The sequence below is a fragment of the Neisseria sp. P0014.S009 genome (assembly GCF_051958155.1).
Lineage (GTDB): Bacteria > Pseudomonadota > Gammaproteobacteria > Burkholderiales > Neisseriaceae > Neisseria > Neisseria flavescens_C.
The window spans coordinates 20,076-37,490 of sequence record NZ_JBQCVS010000003.1 but is presented as its reverse complement, the minus strand read 5'-3'; the positions used below and the strand labels follow the sequence as shown (position 1 = coordinate 37,490).

Annotated in this window: 17 protein-coding genes; 7 read left to right on the top strand and 10 right to left on the bottom strand. The window is 46.5% G+C overall.

Translation table 11 applies throughout. The features are described 5' to 3' along the window. The first annotated feature begins 79 nt into the window (after nucleotides 1-79). The gene (locus ACTHS4_RS03585) at nucleotides 80-307 is read left to right on the top strand and encodes an exodeoxyribonuclease VII small subunit (protein WP_440365512.1); all 228 of its coding nucleotides are present in this window, start codon (nucleotides 80-82) and stop codon (nucleotides 305-307) included. Further along, nucleotides 291-1,187 (top strand): polyprenyl synthetase family protein, encoded by an 897-nt coding sequence (locus tag ACTHS4_RS03580; RefSeq protein WP_440365511.1) that lies wholly within the window; start codon nucleotides 291-293, stop codon nucleotides 1,185-1,187. Before ACTHS4_RS03585 ends, ACTHS4_RS03580 begins: the two co-directional genes overlap by 17 nt. A 156-nt stretch (nucleotides 1,188-1,343) precedes the next feature. Here ACTHS4_RS03580 and ftsY read toward each other — a convergent pair whose 3' ends face one another. Beyond that, nucleotides 1,344-2,864: a signal recognition particle-docking protein FtsY gene (gene ftsY / locus ACTHS4_RS03575; RefSeq protein WP_141761487.1), complete on the bottom strand. Its 1,521-nt coding sequence runs from the start codon at nucleotides 2,862-2,864 to the stop codon at nucleotides 1,344-1,346. 145 nt (nucleotides 2,865-3,009) lie between these two features. Between ftsY and msrAB the strand changes: the two genes are divergently transcribed. Beyond that, nucleotides 3,010-4,578 carry a bifunctional peptide-methionine (S)-S-oxide reductase MsrA/peptide-methionine (R)-S-oxide reductase MsrB gene (gene msrAB / locus ACTHS4_RS03570; RefSeq protein ID WP_440365510.1) on the top strand — a complete coding sequence of 523 codons (1,569 nt, stop codon included), beginning with the start codon at nucleotides 3,010-3,012 and terminating at the stop codon, nucleotides 4,576-4,578. A gap of 130 nt (nucleotides 4,579-4,708) precedes the next feature. Here msrAB and purB read toward each other — a convergent pair whose 3' ends face one another. Then, nucleotides 4,709-6,079, bottom strand: coding sequence for an adenylosuccinate lyase (purB, locus tag ACTHS4_RS03565; protein WP_070826694.1), 1,371 nt, complete (start codon nucleotides 6,077-6,079; stop codon nucleotides 4,709-4,711). Nucleotides 6,080-6,289: 210 nt separating this feature from the next. Between purB and ACTHS4_RS03560 the strand changes: the two genes are divergently transcribed. Then, nucleotides 6,290-6,730, top strand: a complete 441-nt coding sequence (locus tag ACTHS4_RS03560; protein ID WP_070826693.1) for a surface-adhesin E family protein — start codon at nucleotides 6,290-6,292, stop codon at nucleotides 6,728-6,730. 385 nt (nucleotides 6,731-7,115) lie between these two features. Here ACTHS4_RS03560 and ACTHS4_RS03555 read toward each other — a convergent pair whose 3' ends face one another. Together ACTHS4_RS03555 and purD are read right to left on the bottom strand one after the other, a co-directional pair. Continuing rightward, nucleotides 7,116-7,685: an L-threonylcarbamoyladenylate synthase gene (locus ACTHS4_RS03555; protein ID WP_039861929.1), complete on the bottom strand. Its 570-nt coding sequence runs from the start codon at nucleotides 7,683-7,685 to the stop codon at nucleotides 7,116-7,118. 72 nt (nucleotides 7,686-7,757) lie between these two features. Further along, nucleotides 7,758-9,029 carry a phosphoribosylamine--glycine ligase gene (purD, locus tag ACTHS4_RS03550; protein WP_070826692.1) on the bottom strand — a complete coding sequence of 424 codons (1,272 nt, stop codon included), beginning with the start codon at nucleotides 9,027-9,029 and terminating at the stop codon, nucleotides 7,758-7,760. A 140-nt stretch (nucleotides 9,030-9,169) separates the two neighbouring features. On the opposite strand from purD, the gene ACTHS4_RS03545 reads away from it, so the two are divergent. Beyond that, nucleotides 9,170-9,481 (top strand): DUF4298 domain-containing protein, encoded by a 312-nt coding sequence (locus tag ACTHS4_RS03545; RefSeq protein ID WP_003747758.1) that lies wholly within the window; start codon nucleotides 9,170-9,172, stop codon nucleotides 9,479-9,481. A 54-nt stretch (nucleotides 9,482-9,535) separates the two neighbouring features. Here the strand turns inward: ACTHS4_RS03545 and ACTHS4_RS03540 are convergent, their stop codons facing one another. The 5 genes from ACTHS4_RS03540 to ACTHS4_RS03520 form a co-directional block, all read right to left on the bottom strand. Next, nucleotides 9,536-10,147 carry an IMPACT family protein gene (locus ACTHS4_RS03540; RefSeq protein ID WP_070826691.1) on the bottom strand — a complete coding sequence of 204 codons (612 nt, stop codon included), beginning with the start codon at nucleotides 10,145-10,147 and terminating at the stop codon, nucleotides 9,536-9,538. A 61-nt stretch (nucleotides 10,148-10,208) separates the two neighbouring features. Further along, the gene (locus tag ACTHS4_RS03535) at nucleotides 10,209-11,141 is read right to left on the bottom strand and encodes an electron transfer flavoprotein subunit alpha/FixB family protein (protein WP_070826690.1); all 933 of its coding nucleotides are present in this window, start codon (nucleotides 11,139-11,141) and stop codon (nucleotides 10,209-10,211) included. Nucleotides 11,142-11,151: 10 nt separating this feature from the next. Continuing rightward, nucleotides 11,152-11,901 (bottom strand): electron transfer flavoprotein subunit beta/FixA family protein, encoded by a 750-nt coding sequence (locus tag ACTHS4_RS03530; protein WP_070826689.1) that lies wholly within the window; start codon nucleotides 11,899-11,901, stop codon nucleotides 11,152-11,154. Nucleotides 11,902-12,085: 184 nt separating this feature from the next. Continuing rightward, entirely contained in the window at nucleotides 12,086-13,054 is a 969-nt protein-coding gene (waaC, locus tag ACTHS4_RS03525; protein ID WP_440365509.1) for a lipopolysaccharide heptosyltransferase I, read from the bottom strand. A gap of 46 nt (nucleotides 13,055-13,100) precedes the next feature. Further along, on the bottom strand, nucleotides 13,101-13,736 hold the full coding sequence (locus ACTHS4_RS03520) for a nicotinamidase (RefSeq protein ID WP_440365508.1): 636 nt from the start codon (nucleotides 13,734-13,736) through the stop codon (nucleotides 13,101-13,103). 170 nt (nucleotides 13,737-13,906) lie between these two features. Between ACTHS4_RS03520 and tsaA the strand changes: the two genes are divergently transcribed. Further along, on the top strand, nucleotides 13,907-14,581 hold the full coding sequence (gene tsaA, locus ACTHS4_RS03515; protein WP_440365507.1) for a tRNA (N6-threonylcarbamoyladenosine(37)-N6)-methyltransferase TrmO: 675 nt from the start codon (nucleotides 13,907-13,909) through the stop codon (nucleotides 14,579-14,581). Between the two features lie 95 nt (nucleotides 14,582-14,676). Here tsaA and gap read toward each other — a convergent pair whose 3' ends face one another. Further along, nucleotides 14,677-15,681: a type I glyceraldehyde-3-phosphate dehydrogenase gene (gene gap, locus ACTHS4_RS03510; RefSeq protein ID WP_003747744.1), complete on the bottom strand. Its 1,005-nt coding sequence runs from the start codon at nucleotides 15,679-15,681 to the stop codon at nucleotides 14,677-14,679. Nucleotides 15,682-16,330: 649 nt separating this feature from the next. On the opposite strand from gap, the gene lpxC reads away from it, so the two are divergent. Next, the gene (gene lpxC, locus ACTHS4_RS03505; protein WP_070606547.1) at nucleotides 16,331-17,245 is read left to right on the top strand and encodes a UDP-3-O-acyl-N-acetylglucosamine deacetylase; all 915 of its coding nucleotides are present in this window, start codon (nucleotides 16,331-16,333) and stop codon (nucleotides 17,243-17,245) included. Nucleotides 17,246-17,415 lie beyond the last annotated feature (170 nt).

Below are 17,415 nucleotides of genomic sequence, written 5' to 3'. Positions count from 1 at the left end.
TCGTTTTCATCCCCTGTTCAGACGGCCTTCATCATCTAAAAATGCTACAATTCCCCTTTTCTGCCCATCATTTCAAACCATGAAAAAAAACGTCCCCCAATCCTTTGAAGAAGCCTTATCCCGCCTCGAAACCCTGACCCAAGCCATGCAAAGCAGCGAAATGCCGCTGGAAGACGCCCTGGCCGCCTATCAGGAAGGCAACGAATTGGTCAGATACTGCCAAACCAAATTGGCGGAAGTCGAGCAGAAACTGCAAGTCTTGGATGCCGGCGAACTGAAGGAGTTGAACCTTGAACCCGGCGAATAAACTCAAAACATGGCAGCAAAAAGCCCAAGCGCAAACCGAATTGCTGCTGGCGCATTTCTTGCCGTCTGAAAGCCAAGTGCCGCACACGCTGCACGAAGCCATGCGTTACGTTACCCTCGACGGCGGCAAACGGCTGCGCCCGCTCTTGGTGCTTGCCGCGTCCGAATTGGGCGAAGCAAACCAAAATGCCGTCGAGCAGGCGATGGCAGCCATCGAAATGGTGCACGTCTATTCGCTGGTTCACGACGATATGCCGGCGATGGACAACGACCGCCTGCGCCGCGGCAAACCGACCTGCCATGTGCAATACGATGAAGCAACCGCCCTTTTGGTCGGCGATGCGCTGCAAACCCAAGCCTTTGATGTATTGAGCCGTCCGACAGGCCTGTCTGCCGAACGCCAGCTTGCCATGTTGTCCACGCTGGCCCAAGCATCAGGCAGCCTCGGCATGGCGGGCGGACAAGCCATCGACCTTGCCAATGTCGGTAAAGCCATGAATCAGGCCGAATTGGAACAGATGCACAGCCTCAAGACCGGCGCACTCATCCGCGCGGCCGTGGCCTTAGGCGCACTTTCCTGCCCGGACTTAACACCGGCGCAAATCCAAACCTTAGATCACTACGCCGCCAAATTGGGCCTGGCTTTCCAAGTGATCGACGATGTATTGGACTGCGAAGCCGATACCGCCACCTTGGGCAAAACCGCCGGCAAAGACTCGGACAACGACAAACCGACCTACGTCAAACTGATGGGCCTGCAGGCCGCACGTACTTACGCAGAAACGCTGATTGCAGAAGCCGTTGCCCTGATCGAGCCATTCGGCGACAAAGCCCTGCGCCTGCGCCAACTGGCCGAGTTTGTTACCGCACGGAAAAACTAAACCTGTAAATAAATAAAGGCCGTCTGAAACCTGATTTTGGGTTTCAGACGGCCTTTTTAACAGCCTGTTTGGCTGGTATCAACCGAATGCAGAGTCATTCAAAATACAACTCAAAAATCCCCCGCAAACTGCGTTGACAAGCCTCAGCCTATCTGTTTAATCCAATAGGGCATCTACAAACGCTTTGGCATTAAACGGACGCAAATCGTCGATGCCTTCGCCTACGCCGATGTAGCGGACAGGAACAGGGCGGTCAGAGGCAAGGGCGGCAAGGATACCGCCTTTGGCTGTACCGTCGAGTTTGGTTACGATAAGGCCGGTCAGACCCAGAGCTTCGTCAAAGGCTTTGACTTGGTTGACGGCGTTTTGACCGATGTTGGCATCAAGCACGACGATGATTTCATGTGGCGCATCAGGCATGGCTTTTTGCAACACGCGTTTCACTTTTTTAATTTCTTCCATCAAATGAAGCTGCGTCGGCAGACGGCCGGCGGTATCAGCAAGCACGATGTCGATCCCGCGCGCTTTGGCGGCTTGGACGGCATCGAAGCAAACGGCTGCGGAATCGCCCGTAGTTTGCGAAATCACGGTCACATTATTGCGCTCGCCCCAAGCCTGAAGCTGCTCACGCGCGGCGGCACGGAAAGTATCGCCTGCCGCCAGTAATACAGATTTACCCTGAGCTTGGAAGTATTTGGCAAGTTTGCCGATAGACGTGGTTTTACCTGCGCCGTTGATACCGGCAAGCATAATCACGAAAGGCTCCTTGGTTTCCGGCAAGACCAAAGGCTTCTCCAGAGGCTTAATCAAGTCGTACAGCGCATCTTTCAGTGCACCGCGTAATTCGTTGCCGTCTTTGAGGCCTTTGAGGCTGACACGGTCGCGCACATCTTTCATCAAGTATTCGGTGGCTTCCATGCCCATATCGCTGGTAATCAGCACGGTTTCCAGCTCTTCGTACAAATCCTCGTCGATTTGTCCGCCGCCAAACACGCCGGCCAACGATTTTGCCATTTTGTCGCGTGATTTGGTCAAGCCTTGTTTCAAACGCGCGGCCCAACTGAGCTTTTGTTCTTCTACCGGAGCAGGGGCTTCGGCTGAAGCCTCTGCAACAACTTCTTGAACTTGCTCGACAGTCTCGTTAACTGCCTCAACAGCTGCTTCTTTTACCGCTTCAGCCTGTTCTGCTGCTTCCTCAGCAGCCTCGGCCACTTCAGACGGCATTTCGGCAACGGTTTCTTGAACCTGTTCAACAGTCTCGCTGACGGTTTCAACAGTCGCTTCTTTTGCCGCTTCAGCCTGTTCTGCTACTTCTTCAGCAACCTCAGCCGCTTCAGACGGCATCTCGGCAACGGTTTCTTGAACCTGTGCAACAGCCTCGCTGACGGTTTCAACAGCCGCTTCTTTTGCCGCTTCAACGTGTTCTTCTACTTTTTCGACTGTTTCAGACCGCGTTTCAGTCAAAGCTTCCCGAACCTGTTCGACGGTTTCGCTGACAGTTTCAACAACTGATTCGACCTGCCCTTTGACGCTTTCTGCTAAAGATTCGACATTTTCTTTAATATTTTCAACTACTTGAGCAACTTCAGATTCTACTTTTGCTGCGATTTCCTGAACTTGAGCCTCCTCAGGAGCCGGAGTTTCCTGTTTTTTATTGCGACGGAAGAAGCTGAACATTAAATTTTCCTTTTAATTTTAGAAACTTGAAATAGGGAGTATTGTAGCGTATTTTACGTGGCAAGGTCGTCTGAAAATCAAGGTTGTCAGGTTTTGGCATTTCCAACGTCTAATAAGACAAACCATCCATACAGGAAACATAGAGATGAATCCCCGCACATTATTTTCACTTTGCACCAAGTTCGGTTGCCTGCTTGCGCTTGGCGCCTGCTCATCCAAAATAATGGATACCGAAGCCGCGACCGTGCCGCACACTTTGTCCACTTTGAAAACCGCGGACAACCGCCCCGCTAGCGTTTATTTGAAAAAAGACAAACCGACCCTGATTAAATTCTGGGCAAGCTGGTGTCCTTTGTGTTTGTCCGAATTGGAGCAAACCGAAAAATGGGCGCAAGATGCAAAATTTGGTTCCGCCAACCTGATTACCGTTGCCTCGCCCGGTTTTCTGCACGAGAAAAAAGACGGCGACTTTCAAAAATGGTATGCCGGTTTGAACTATCCTAAGCTGCCCGTCGTTACCGACAACGGCGGCACCATCGCCCAAAGCCTGAATATCGGCGTTTACCCTTCGTGGGCATTAATCGGCAAAGACGGCGACGTGCAACGCATCGTCAAAGGCAGTATCAACGAAGCGCAGGCATTGGCGTTAATCCGCGATCCCGATGCCGATTTAGGCCGTCTGAAAAACACATTTTACAAACCCGACACACAGAAAAAGGATTCAGCAATCATGAATACACGCACCATCTACCTCGCCGGTGGCTGCTTTTGGGGCTTGGAAGCCTATTTCCAACGCATAGACGGCGTGGTTGACGCAGTATCAGGCTACGCCAACGGCAAAACGGAAAACCCAAGCTACGAAGACGTTTCCTACCGCGATACGGGCCATGCCGAAACCGTCAAAGTCACCTATGATGCCGACAAACTCAGCCTCGACGACATCCTGCAATACTATTTCCGCGTCGTTGACCCGACCAGCCTCAACAAACAGGGTAACGACATCGGCACGCAATACCGCAGCGGCGTGTACTACACCGACCCCGCCGAAAAAGCCGTCATCGCCGCCGCGCTCAAACGCGAGCAGCAAAAATACCAACAGCCCCTCGTCGTCGAAAACGAGCCGCTGAAAAACTTCTACGACGCCGAGGAATACCATCAGGACTACCTGATTAAAAACCCCAACGGCTACTGCCACATCGACATCCGCAAAGCCGACGAACCGCTGCCGGGCAAAACCAAAGCCACCCCGCAAGGCAAAGGCTTTGACGCGGCAACGTATAAAAAACCCAGCACTGCCGAACTCAAACGCCTCCTGACCGAAGAACAATACCAAGTTACCCAAAACAGCGCGACCGAATACGCCTTCAGCCACGAATACGACCACTTGTTCAAACCCGGCATTTATGTGGACATCGTCAGCGGCGAACCCCTGTTCAGCTCTGCCGACAAATTCGATTCCGGCTGCGGCTGGCCGAGCTTCACCCATCCGATTAATGCCTCCGCCGTTACCGAACACGACGATTTCAGCTACAACATGCGCCGCACCGAAGTGCGCAGCCATGCCGCCGATTCGCACTTGGGACATGTCTTCGCCGACGGCCCGAAAGACAAAGGCGGCCTGCGCTATTGCATCAACGGCGCAAGTTTGAAATTCATTCCTTTGGAAGAAATGGACGCTGCCGGCTACGGCGCATTGAAAGACAAAGTGAAATAACAGATTGAATCGAAAAAGGCCGTCTGAAAAATATTTCAGACGGCCTTTTTAATTTGTCGGATGCAAAGGGTTGGTTTCTTATCTATCAAAAAATCTCAATAACTAAGAAAGTGCGCCCTACAAAAACCTTTTAAATTCGTTTTGCCAACTCTTCGGCCTTACCCACATACAACGCAGGGGTCAGCTCAAGCAATTTGGCTTTGGCTTCTGCCGGAATTTCCAACGATTCGATAAAGAGTTTCAACACTTCAGGCGTAATGCCGTCTTTACCGCGTGTCAAGTCTTTCAGCTTCTCGTAAGGATTGGCCACGCCGTAACGACGCATTACAGTTTGAATCGGCTCGGCCAACAGCTCCCAAGTAGCGTCCAAATCGGCAGCAAGGGCGGCAGGATTCGGCTCAAGCTTGTTTAGACCGCGCAGATGGGCGGCAAAGCCCAATACGGTATAGCCCACGCCCACGCCCATATTGCGCAATACGGTGCTGTCGGTCAGGTCGCGCTGCCAACGGGAAATCGGCAGTTTTTCGGACAAAAAGCCCAATACGGCATTGGCCATACCGAGGTTGCCTTCGGAGTTTTCAAAGTCGATCGGATTGACTTTGTGCGGCATGGTGGAAGAACCGACTTCGCCTGCTTTGACTTTTTGTTTGAAGTAACCCAAAGAAATATAGCCCCAAACGTCGCGGTTGAAGTCGATCAGAATCGTGTTGACACGGCTGATGGCTTGGAAAAATTCCGCCATATAGTCGTGCGGCTCGATTTGAATAGTGTAGGGGTTGAAGGTCAGGCCGAGGCTGATTTCAACGAAGTTGCGGCAATGGTTTTCCCAATCCACATCAGGATAGGCGACCATATGGGCATTGTAGTTGCCGACTGCGCCATTGATTTTGCCGAGGAACTCTTGCGCTTGCAGGTTTTTAAACTGACGTTGCAGGCGGTACACGACATTGGCAATTTCTTTACCCAGTGTGCTTGGTGTAGCAGGCTGGCCATGCGTGCGGCTCATCATAGGGACGGCAGCCAACTCATGCGCCATGCCGGTCAGTTTTTCGATAATTTCGGCCAGTTTCGGCAGTAAAACAGCCTCACGCGCTTCTTGCAGCATTAAAGCGTGGGACAGGTTGTTGATATCTTCGCTGGTGCAGGCAAAGTGGATGAACTCGCTGGCAGCAGCCACTTCAGGCACGCCGGAGAAGCGTTCTTTAAGCCAATATTCGATGGCTTTGACGTCGTGATTGGTAGTCGCCTCAATGGCTTTGACGGCGGCGGCATCTTCAAGTGAGAAGTTTTCGATCACTTTGTCGATTTCGGCAAGCGTAAAATCGCTGAAAGCAGGAACTTCTACAATCTTAGGCTCGGCGGCAAGGGCTTTGAGCCAGTTTAATTCAACTTTGACACGCGCACGCATCAGGCCGTATTCGGAGAAAATCGGACGCAATGCTTCAACGGATTTGGCGTAGCGGCCATCTAATGGGGAAAGTGCAGCGATAGGGTTAATCATGTCGGATCTTCCTATGGGATGAAAACCAAATTGTTTGCAATTATACATGATTTTACACTCCAAGGCCGTCTGAAAGACAGGTTTCAGACGGCCTTTTCAGCGTATTTTTCATAAAATGCTTTTCAGAGGTTCAACTTTGCAAAATCGATTTACGATATATGCCATCTTCACGGATAATATCGACTGACTTTTTGTAAATAATGAGGTTTTATGAATATCAAACGTTTTTCCCTAGCTACAACCGTATTTGTGGCTTTGATGTTGAGTGCCTGTGAAACAACCACCACTTCAAGCGGCGGCGGTAGCTGGACCAACATCGGCACCATCTCTGAAGGCAATATCAAAGTGGCCATTGATAAAAGCAGCATTAAAAGAAATGGCGCACTGGTTACTTTCCGCGATAAAAAAACTGTTTCCAAACTGAAAGAGGAACGTTTCGTCAATACGCCTGCCTATAAAACGGCTATAGGCAGCTGGGAAATTCATTGCTCAAACAAAACCTATCGCTTGGCAGCGCTGCAACTGATGGATGAACACGGCCGGGTGATTTCCAACCAAAGCTATACGCCGACCAGCATCCGCCCAATGAGCGTCATGAGCGGCACGATTACTGAAAAACAATACGAAACTGTGTGCGGACATAAGCTTTAATACACACTTATTCACAAAGTTATCCACAGTTTGAATATTTAAAAGGCCGTCTGAATGCTTTGAATATCAAGTTTCAGACGGCCTTTTTATGTTTTTATGGAAATTTATCTTCAAATTTATCCACAAAATTTGTTTATTCAAAAATAATTTATTACAGCGATTCATTTACGCTCAAAGTTTGCTTCATTCTTTGCAAGAGCATTTCACAAAATACTGCTTTATACTCTATTTATTGACTTACTATCTGCTTAATCGATCTGTATTTACAGACTACTATGTATCAAACTGGATCTGCACTAAATGCTTTTCACACAGGTATTCCAATCTTTTGGAAAAAATTTGCTTCTTCAAATAAATACCTTTCCTTTGATGATACAACCCTTCTTTAACGCAGCCTTGCCCCTGTTTCTCCGTCAATAATCTGGCTAGGCGTTTTCTGCTTACCTATCAATCCGCCTACAACCCAGACTTTCCTACCAAACTGTCTTCTGACTTCCCTTTCCGTTTTGCATGCCCGTTTTCCTGCACGATTGCATGAAGTAGAGACTAAAGGCATTTCCAAAACCTGACACAAACGCCTTGCACCTGCGTGCGCAGGAACCCTGACAGCCAATTTACTGCGTCTTTTTCCCCGCAATGAGGGCAATACTTTTTTGCCGGCCGGCAATAAAAAAGTTTTCGGAGCAGGCCATGCTTCATGCAGCATGGTTTGGATATTTTCAGACGGCCTTTGCAACAAAGGTTGCAACTGTTCCAAGCTATGGCCAATGACAATCATGCCTTTGTGTTGCGGTCGTTTTTTCAGATGAATCAGTTGATTGAGTGCTTTAGGCAAAGTAGGGACACAGCCCAAGCCATAGCAAGACTCGGTAGGATAGGCGACCAAACCGCCTTTTTTAAGATGCGCCTGCAACCTGCGTTGGGCTGCAGCCGATAAAATTCTGGGGAACATCATCATAATACCAAGGCCGTCTGAAACTGCGATTGTCGGACAATCTGTGTTCAGATGGCCTATTTCTATTCATTATTAACGGTTGATGGCTTTATCGGCAATGTCTTTACGGTATTGCATACCGTCAAAACGGATGGTTTCCAATGCCTCATAAGCCTTGCTTTTAGCTTGTGCAACATCATCGCCCAAACCGACAACACACAATACACGGCCGCCGTTGGTTACAACTTCGCCTTTTTCATTCGTTGCAGTACCGGCATGGAAAACTTTACCGATTTGATTGGCCTTATCCAAGCCGAAGATCACATCGCCTTTTTTTGGAGAGTCAGGATAATTTTGTGCGGCCAACACCACGCCTACTGCAGTCTGCGGATTCCATTTGGCAGCAACACTATCCAGTTTACCGTCGATTGCCGCTTCAACCAAATCCACCAAATCGCTATCCAAACGGCTCATAATCGGCTGGGTTTCAGGGTCGCCGAAACGGCAGTTGAATTCGATAGTATAAGGTGCACCGGTTTTATCAATCATCAAGCCCGCGTATAAAAAGCCGGTAAATTCATGACCTTCTGCTTTCATACCGGCCACAGTCGGCAAAATAATTTCATTCATCGCGCGCTCGTACACGTCAGGCGTTACCACCGGAGCAGGGCTGTATGCGCCCATACCGCCGGTATTAGGGCCTTTGTCGTCATCCAGCAGGCGTTTATGGTCTTGGCTGGTTGCCATCGGTAAAACATGATTGCCGTCCACCATAACGATAAAGCTCGCTTCCTCGCCTTGCAGGAAATCTTCAATCACGACGCGCGCGCCTGCATTGCCCATTTTATTGCCCAACAACATATCGTCGATAGCGGCATGGGCTTCATCCAAAGTCATGGCGACAATCACGCCTTTACCTGCAGCCAAACCATCCGCCTTAATAACAATCGGCGCACCTTTTTGGTTGACGTAATCATGTGCCGCATCGGCATTTTCAAAGGTTTGGTATTGCGCGGTTGGAATCTTATATTTTGCCATAAATGCTTTAGCAAAATCTTTTGAGCTCTCCAGCTGGGCCACGTATTGAGTCGGGCCAAAAATCTTCAACCCGGCAGCACGGAAATCATTCACCACACCGGCAGCCAAAGGCGCTTCAGGGCCGACTACGGTAAAGGCAATATTTTCATTACGGCAAAAATCAATCAAATCTTGATGTGCTGTCAACGCTATATTCTGCAGTTTAGGCTCAATTGCCGTTCCAGCATTACCAGGTGCAACAAAGACAGTTTCTACTTTAGACGACTGCGCCAATTTCCAAGCCAGTGCGTGTTCACGTCCACCATTACCAATAACGAGCAATTTCATACCATCTCCTTGAAGAATAGATGTTGTAAATAAAATTTAATCAATGGAATATTGTTCCATCTTGCATAGCTGTTTCAAATTAAGAATAATATTGCACCAAGACAACCATACTCTAATTTCAAACAACGAAAGGACAAATCATGCAAAAACGTATTGATGAAATTCAAAGCAAATACCGCGAATGGTGCGAATTACTGCCGCAACTGGAAGCAGATATCGCCCGCTGGAAACATGCTGCAAGCCTCATGCAAGACATGGATGACTTCTATACCAACGAATACCAAGCATGCCATCAAGCCATTGAAGAAGGGGCAGATGTTGATTTGCGTACACAGGGCGAATACAGCATTATGAGCGAAGATGCCCTATGGAACGCACTAGGGGAATTTCATCAACTGGCTTGGGAACACCTGCGCTCAAGCGTAAATGCTTTAGACAGATACCAAGGCTAAAACATCAAAGGCCGTCTGAAACTTTTGATTTCTCAAATATGTTCAGACGACCTTTTATTCAAACGGCTTCTCAGTATCTACTTCAATTTGACGCGTATTTTTCCAAGCAGCAATACAAGCTTCATAATTGGCCAACGCTATTTTCACTGTCAACTTACAATCCAGCTGCAAATCCTGTTCCACAATATCGGTCTGATATTGTTTGGCAATCCGTATAGCCTCATTCAAAACAGGATATTCACACTTCAACCAAACTGTCTTTTCGACATTCTTTTCAACAACTTCTGCTATTGCCAGTGCCTGAGCCGTTGATTCCTTATACGCATGAATCAAACCGGGAACACCCAATAGCGTACCACCAAAATAACGCACAACCACAACCAACACATCCGTTACACCGACAGAATCAATCTGCCCCAAAATAGGGCGGCCTGCGCTTCCGGACGGTTCTCCATCATCGTTTGCGCGAAACTGCATTCCATCCACACCCAATCGATAGGCGTAGCACCAATGTCGTGCCTTGTGATGCTCTTCCTTTAATGGGTCGAGATATTTCTTCACATCGGCCAAAGTGCGGATCGGATAGGCGTATGCGATGAAGCGGCTGCCTTTATCTTTAAATTCAGCCTGTGTCGGTGTGATAATGGTTTTATAGGTCGTAATCATGCCAAAATATTTTCAGACGGCCTTTGTTGTAAAAGGCCGTCTGAACGTTTCACGTGAAACATCAGTTTTTCAGTGCTTCAGTCAGTTGAGGCACAACTTCAAACAAATCACCAACCAAGCCGTAATCTGCCACATTGAAAATCGGAGCGTCAGCATCTTTGTTGATGGCAACAATCACTTTACTGTCCTGCATACCGGCAACGTGTTGGATAGCACCGGAAATACCGATAGCGAAGTACAGTTGCGGCGCAACCACTTTACCGGTTTGACCAACTTGAGCATCGTTTGGCGCATACTCGGCATCCACTGCCGCACGGGAAGCACCAATCGCCGCACCCAAAGCATCCGCCAAAGGAGTCAATACTTCATTGAATTTTTCAGCACTACCCAATGCACGGCCACCGGAAACAATCACTTTTGCCTGAGTCAATTCAGGGCGGTCAGACTGGGAAAGTTGACGACTTACGAAACGGCTCAGGTTTTGAGCAGGCGTTGCCTCAACATTGACCACTTCTGTATTACCGCCTGGTCCGGCAGCATCAAATGCTGTCGCACGGAAAGTCAGTACCAATTTTTCAGAATTGGATTGAATAGTTTCAAATGCATTACCGGCATAAATCGGACGAACAAATGTCGAGTTATCCACAACTTCGGTTAAATCGGAAACTTGTGGTACATCCAACAGGGCAGCAACCCGGGGCAACAGATTTTTACCAAACGCAGTTGCAGTCGCAGCCACATAGCGGTAATCCGCAGCCAGTTTAACAACCAAAGGCGCTAATTCTTCTGCCAAACCTTCAGCGTAATAAGGCGAATCGGCTACTAAAACTTTCGCTACGCCTGCAACCTGTTTCGCCTCTTCAACCACCGCAGCAGCATTACTGCCGGCAACCAATAAATCTACATTACCCAATTTGGCGGCAGCCGTTACCGCATGCAAAGTGGCAGGATTCAAATGTTGGTTATTATGTTCCGCAATAATCAATACGCTCATTTCATACTCCTTAGATCACTTTGGCTTCGTTTTTCAGCTTTTCAACCAACTCGGCAACATCAGCCACTTTCACACCGGCTTGACGTGCTTTAGGTTCGGCAAATTTCACGGTATTCAAACGCGGAGAAATATCCACAGCCAAATCGGCAGGACTCAATTTTTCTAAAGGTTTTTTCTTTGCCGCCATGATATTAGGAAGTTTGACAAAGCGTGGTTCGTTCAAACGCAAATCTGCACTGATGACCGCAGGCAGTTTCAATGCAACAGTCTCTTCGCCGCCGTCAATTTCACGGGTTACCAATGCTTCTTCGCCTTCAATTTGCACTTTTGATGCAAAAGTACCTTGAGCCGCATTCAACAACGCAGCCAGCATTTGGGCAACTTGGTTGGCGTCATCGTCAATTGCCTGTTTACCCAGCAGTAAAATTTGCGGATTTTCTTTATCCGCAACAGCTTTCAGCAATTTCGCAATGGCCAAAGGCTCCAACTTCGCATCAGTCTCAACATGAACCGCACGGTCGGCACCCATCGCCAAAGCAGTACGCAACGTTTCTTCGCATTTTTTCTCGCCAAGAGAAACAGCAACAATCTCGCTTACTTTTCCGGCTTCTTTCAAACGGACAGCTTCTTCTACCGCGATTTCATCAAACGGGTTCATCGACATTTTGACATTACCGATATCCACATCGGAACCATCGGCTTTCACACGAACTTTGACGTTATAGTCCACTACGCGCTTTACTGCGACCAGTGCTTTCATTCAATTCTCCTAAAAAGAATGTCCATCAAATCTAGCATACTGCTTTTGATACATTCTTTATATAAAATCCAATTCGGTTTTCACCAATATGATAAAACCAAATTTGTATAAATCTTGGTAAATAGAGCGGAATTATATCATTTCTAAAGCATTTACTCAGAAAATAAATTCAACTCCCCAGCAATTATTTACCATATGCTGCAACACAATCCATCAAGGTTTGATAAACCTCGTCAACATTTGGGATTTGAGCAATACCACCTAAATTTTTTGCATAAGCCGAAACTTGAACGCCGGTCTTGGCCGGATCTGTATCTGTATAAATTCCTACAACAGGCTTTTCCAACGCATTGGCAAGATGCAGTAGTCCGGTATCTACGCCAATAATACCTTCTGCGTTTTTCAATAAAAATGCGGCCTGTAATAAATTCATTTTGTCGCAGACGAAAGCAAACGGTAAATCGCTTGCAATCTGTTCGGCACGCATTTTTTCGGTTTCATTTCCCCACGGCAGATATACGGTGCATTGTTGTTCTTCATTCAACTTTTTCAATAATGCACGCCAGTGTTCTACAGGCCATAATTTACTGTCGCGACTGGTTGCATGCAAAGCAACGTAATAGGGGGATTGCACATTTTTCAGACGGCCTGATTCAGGAACCGACAAACCAAACACCTGCGTTTCAGGCATTGTATAACCAAATACTTGAGCGAATAATTCACGGTTTCGCCAGACCGCATTTTTACCTTTCGGCACGGCAAATGTTTTACCGTATGCAAGGGCAGCCAAACTTTCACGCGCGCTGTGTTTATCCAAACCGTAAATAGGGGATTTCGCCATTTTGGCAAAACATGCGCTTTTAATCAGTCCTTGACTATCTAAAACAAAATCAAAAGATTCAGCCTGTAAATCCGTTTTCAGACGGCCTATTTCACGCCACGTTTCAGCCTGAAAAAGGTGCTTGCGCCATTGCCGCCATTTCATTACATGAACTTTTTTGACAAAAGGATGTAAGCGCGCAATATCTGCAAACCCTACCTCACACAGCCAATGGAGCTCTACCTCAGGACATTGTCGCGCCAAATCTTCAACTGCAGGCAACGTATGAATTAAATCGCCCATACTGGACAAGCGGACAAGTAAAATCTTCATATTTTGAAAGATGTTTCACGTGAAACAATAGGATTTAAAATATATTTTATTGATTATTAATGTGTTTTTTTATTTCTTCAGCGTTTTTTAAAATAATAGCCCCGGCGGAACGCATTTCCTGCCATGCAGATTCAACCGTTTCCGGAGCAATGCCACGGCAAGCCGCCTGATTGACGATGACTTTCCAAGCCCCGCCTTTAAGCAACTGTAAAACCGTTGTCTTCACACAATAATCCGTTGCCAAACCGCCGACAATAACTGTATCTGCATTTTGACAGCGCAACCATTCGATCAAACCTGTACTGAGTTTTTCTTCAATATCGTGAAAACATGCGCCGTAAGGATGCAATTCAGGATCAACGCCTTTCCAAACACAATAATCGTATTCCTTGGCTGAAGGCAGGCCATCCAACAATTCATAGCCATATGTTCCAACCATCGCATGCGCCACCCAAGTCAAATCCGCATCAGGCAAACCCGTCGGTTTCAACATATAAACAGGATTATCCACAAGCCATTTTGCCGCGGCATGATGTGCATCTTTCGTCATCACGCGCAAATCCGCCAATGCAGCTTGTGCATTGAGTTCATCCGCAATCAGATGACCTTCGGCAACAGGCAATTCTTTCGGGCACAAAGGCGTAAACGTTTTTTGTGCATCTACATCGATAGAAACAATCATGGAATAATATAACCTATTGATTTTATTTTAAATAATTTAAATTTTGCATTTATTGCCCATGTTCGGACATTTGGAATAAATGCTTTGTATTATAACAAATTACGACTGCAAAATGTGGGAAAACATCTGTGATATGATGACAATTTGCACAGTATATTTATCCACAAATTATGTCCTATTCGATTACGCCTATTGCAACCGTTTATTCCCCCTACAAGCAAAAATTCGGCATTGCCCGCCAACCCGGCTTGGTTCCTGCGGCAGAAATTTGTATTGAACTCACTCCTGAATTTACCGCAGACAGCGTTCGGGGCTTGGAAGATTTCGACTATGTGTGGATAAGTTTTATTTTCCACGGCGTATTGGATGAAGGTTGGGCACAAATGGTGCGTCCGCCACGGCTCGGAGGCAAACAAAAAATGGGCGTATTTGCCACGCGCAGCCCACACCGCCCTAATCATCTCGGTTTATCCCTGCTGAAACTCGAACGCATCGAAACAGGCAAACCTGTCCGCATTTATTGCAGCGGCGCAGACCTGTTGGACGGTACTCCGGTAGTGGATATCAAACCCTACATCCCGTTTGTCGAATCCAAACCAGACGCATCATCGGGCTTTGTCAGCGGCAAACCTGAAGAATTGAGCGTAGTCTGGGCAGAAAGTACACTTGCGGAACATTTATCCACAGAAGAAAAACATCTTATTGAGCAAAGCATTGCCCAAGATCCCCGTCCTGCCTACCAAGATATTCCCGAACGGATTTATGTGATGAATATTGCGGATTATGAAGTGCAGTTTAGGATAGAAAACAAATGTGCCACAGTGATTAAACTATCCAAAATCTGATTACAAATTGAATCTTTCTACAAACAAAAGGCCGTCTGAAATGTTCAGACGGCCTTTGAGTTATCCACAGACTGATTGATTCAGCCTGTTATCCTTTAGATTTTGCTGGCAAAGAATTCCAAGGTACGAACCAATTGGCAAGTGTAAGACATTTCATTGTCGTACCAAGCAACAGTTTTCACCAATTGTTTGTCGCCTACTGTCATCACGCGGGTTTGAGTGGCATCGAAGAGTGAGCCGTATTCAATACCGATGACGTCGGAAGAAACGATTTGATCTTCAGTGTAACCGTAAGACTCGCTGGCCGCAGCTTTCATCGCGGCATTGATTTCTTCTTTGGTCACAGGACGCTCAAGAACAGAAACCAGTTCGGTCAAAGAGCCGGTGGCTACGGGAACACGTTGGGCAGAACCATCAAGCTTGCCGTTCAATTCAGGAATAACCAAGCCGATGGCTTTAGCGGCACCGGTGCTGTTCGGTACGATATTCAAGGCAGCGGCACGGGCGCGGCGGAAGTCGCCTTTGCGGTGTGGCGCGTCAAGGGTGTTTTGGTCGCCGGTATAGGCGTGGATGGTGGTCATCAAGCCTTCGACAATACCGAATTCTTTTTGCAATACCGCAGCCATAGGAGCCAGACAGTTAGTCGTACAAGAAGCGGCGGAGATGACGGTTTCGCTGCCGTCCAAAATATCTTGGTTTACGCCGTATACAACGGTTTTCACATCATTGCCGCCAGGTGCGGAAATCACAACTTTGCGCGCACCGGCACGGATATGGGCTTCAGCTTTGGTTTTGTTGGTAAAGAAACCAGTACATTCGAGGACAACGTCCACACCCAGCTCGCCCCAAGGCAATTCTTCAGGATTAGGATTGGCAAATACTTTGATTTCTTTGCCGTTAACAACAATCGCATCATCTTTCAATTCAGCAGAGCCTTCAAAGCGACCTTGAGTACTGTCGTATTTAAAGAGGTGCAGCAGCATATCGGCAGGAGTCAAGTCGTTAACAGCAACGACTTCGATACCTTGAGCTTTTTCAATTTGACGCAATGCCAGACGACCGATACGGCCAAAACCATTAATCGCTACTTTAATACTCATTTTGCTACTCCTATTAGATGGAATGGGAAAAATTTTTCAGTAAGGCCATTGTATCCTGAAATAAAATTACTTTCTAGGATTACAGATGATTAGTTTTAAGTTGTTTGATTTAAATAAAGAAAACATGAAATTCTTGTTTGTAGGAAAATATCAGACAAATCGGATTAGTTCTGGTTTTTGATATTTTATTTCATAAAAACCATTTTCCAATCTTAAAATTTTCATAAGTTTATGAAAATCATGAACTTAGTTCTATTTCTTATATTTTGCCATTTTTGTGTTGATCATTCAGTGTTTTCTTCAAATCATAATATTTTAATTTTTAAAATGATGATTTTGATGAAGAACTAAACCATCTGTGGATAACACAATAACTTTCTTTAAAACCAATTTGATAGTTACTTTTTATCTTTGAGGCCAACCCCAACTGAATGCCGGAATAAAAAAGGATAGAATCTTAGTTTCCCTATTTATCTGTGGATAAAAACCAAATTACCCACTTCAATTTCACATACTATTGTGGATAATTAAAATTTTGAAATTCACCCCCGCAAAACATCCATATTGGCAAATACTATTAAAAATGATGGCTTGTTTTTTCCTTTTTAACGTATCATTTGCCCATCAGACTTTTTTAAAGGAAGCAATTATGCTGCAACGAACTTTAGCCAAATCAGTAAGCGTTACCGGCGTTGGCCTGCATTCGGGCGAAAGGGTCGCTCTGACTTTGCATCCTGCCGAAGAAAACAGCGGTATTTCGTTCCGCCGTACTGATTTAAGTGGGGAAATGGGTGAAGTAATCAAATTGAATCCTTATTTGATCAACGATACCCGCCTCTCTTCAACCATCGTTACCGATAAAGGCGTGCGCATCGGCACGATTGAACACATTATGTCGGCTCTGTCTGCCTACGGCATTGATAATGCCTTGATTGAATTGAACGCGCCTGAAATTCCGATTATGGACGGATCCAGCCTACCGTTTATTTACCTTTTACAAGATGCAGGCGTGGTGGATCAAAAAGCCCAAAAACGTTTTTTGAGAATCCTCAAACCCGTTGAAATCAAAGAAACCGGAAAATGGGTGCGCTTTACGCCTTATGACGGCTTTAAAGTTACTTTAACCATCGAATTTGACCATCCCGTATTCAACCGCAGCGCACCTACTTTCGAAATTGATTTTGCAGGAAAATCCTATATCGATGAGATTGCCCGCGCCCGTACCTTCGGCTTTATGCACGAAGTAGAAATGATGCGCGCCCACAATCTCGGACTGGGCGGCAATTTGAACAACGCCATCGTGATTGACGACATGGACGTTTTGAATCCGGAAGGTTTGCGCTATCCCGATGAATTTGTCCGCCACAAAATCCTGGATGCGATTGGCGATTTGTACATTGTCGGCCATCCGATTATCGGTGCATTTGAAGGTTACAAATCAGGACATGCCATCAATAATGCGCTGTTGCGTGCTGTTTTGGCAGATGAAAGCGCTTACGAATGGGTTGAGTTTGCCGATGACGAAGACTTGCCCAGTGCTTTTCACGAGCTGCCGGCAGCCTGATAGAAAATAGATAAAACAGTTCAATAAAAAGGCCGTCTGAAAGGTTCAGACGGCCTAAATCATGTTGTTTTCCACAAGTAATTATCCACATATTCATCCATTTTATCCTATTGAAAAATAAAAATATTAAAATTTAACGTTATTCTTATACACATCTTATCCATATATTT

Excerpts from the sequence above, each read along its gene's own strand:
- ACTHS4_RS03585 (WP_440365512.1), top strand. The coding sequence starts at position 80 with ATGAAAAAAAACGTCCCCCAATCCTTTGAAGAAGCCTTATCCCGCCTC.
- ftsY (WP_141761487.1), bottom strand. The coding sequence starts at position 2,864 with ATGTTCAGCTTCTTCCGTCGCAATAAAAAACAGGAAACTCCGGCTCCT.
- msrAB (WP_440365510.1), top strand. The coding sequence starts at position 3,010 with ATGAATCCCCGCACATTATTTTCACTTTGCACCAAGTTCGGTTGCCTG.
- purB (WP_070826694.1), bottom strand. The coding sequence starts at position 6,079 with ATGATTAACCCTATCGCTGCACTTTCCCCATTAGATGGCCGCTACGCC.
- ACTHS4_RS03560 (WP_070826693.1), top strand. The coding sequence starts at position 6,290 with ATGAATATCAAACGTTTTTCCCTAGCTACAACCGTATTTGTGGCTTTG.
- ACTHS4_RS03555 (WP_039861929.1), bottom strand. The coding sequence starts at position 7,685 with ATGATGTTCCCCAGAATTTTATCGGCTGCAGCCCAACGCAGGTTGCAG.
- purD (WP_070826692.1), bottom strand. The coding sequence starts at position 9,029 with ATGAAATTGCTCGTTATTGGTAATGGTGGACGTGAACACGCACTGGCT.
- ACTHS4_RS03545 (WP_003747758.1), top strand. The coding sequence starts at position 9,170 with ATGCAAAAACGTATTGATGAAATTCAAAGCAAATACCGCGAATGGTGC.
- ACTHS4_RS03540 (WP_070826691.1), bottom strand. The coding sequence starts at position 10,147 with ATGATTACGACCTATAAAACCATTATCACACCGACACAGGCTGAATTT.
- ACTHS4_RS03535 (WP_070826690.1), bottom strand. The coding sequence starts at position 11,141 with ATGAGCGTATTGATTATTGCGGAACATAATAACCAACATTTGAATCCT.
- ACTHS4_RS03530 (WP_070826689.1), bottom strand. The coding sequence starts at position 11,901 with ATGAAAGCACTGGTCGCAGTAAAGCGCGTAGTGGACTATAACGTCAAA.
- waaC (WP_440365509.1), bottom strand. The coding sequence starts at position 13,054 with ATGAAGATTTTACTTGTCCGCTTGTCCAGTATGGGCGATTTAATTCAT.
- ACTHS4_RS03520 (WP_440365508.1), bottom strand. The coding sequence starts at position 13,736 with ATGATTGTTTCTATCGATGTAGATGCACAAAAAACGTTTACGCCTTTG.
- tsaA (WP_440365507.1), top strand. The coding sequence starts at position 13,907 with ATGTCCTATTCGATTACGCCTATTGCAACCGTTTATTCCCCCTACAAG.
- gap (WP_003747744.1), bottom strand. The coding sequence starts at position 15,681 with ATGAGTATTAAAGTAGCGATTAATGGTTTTGGCCGTATCGGTCGTCTG.
- lpxC (WP_070606547.1), top strand. The coding sequence starts at position 16,331 with ATGCTGCAACGAACTTTAGCCAAATCAGTAAGCGTTACCGGCGTTGGC.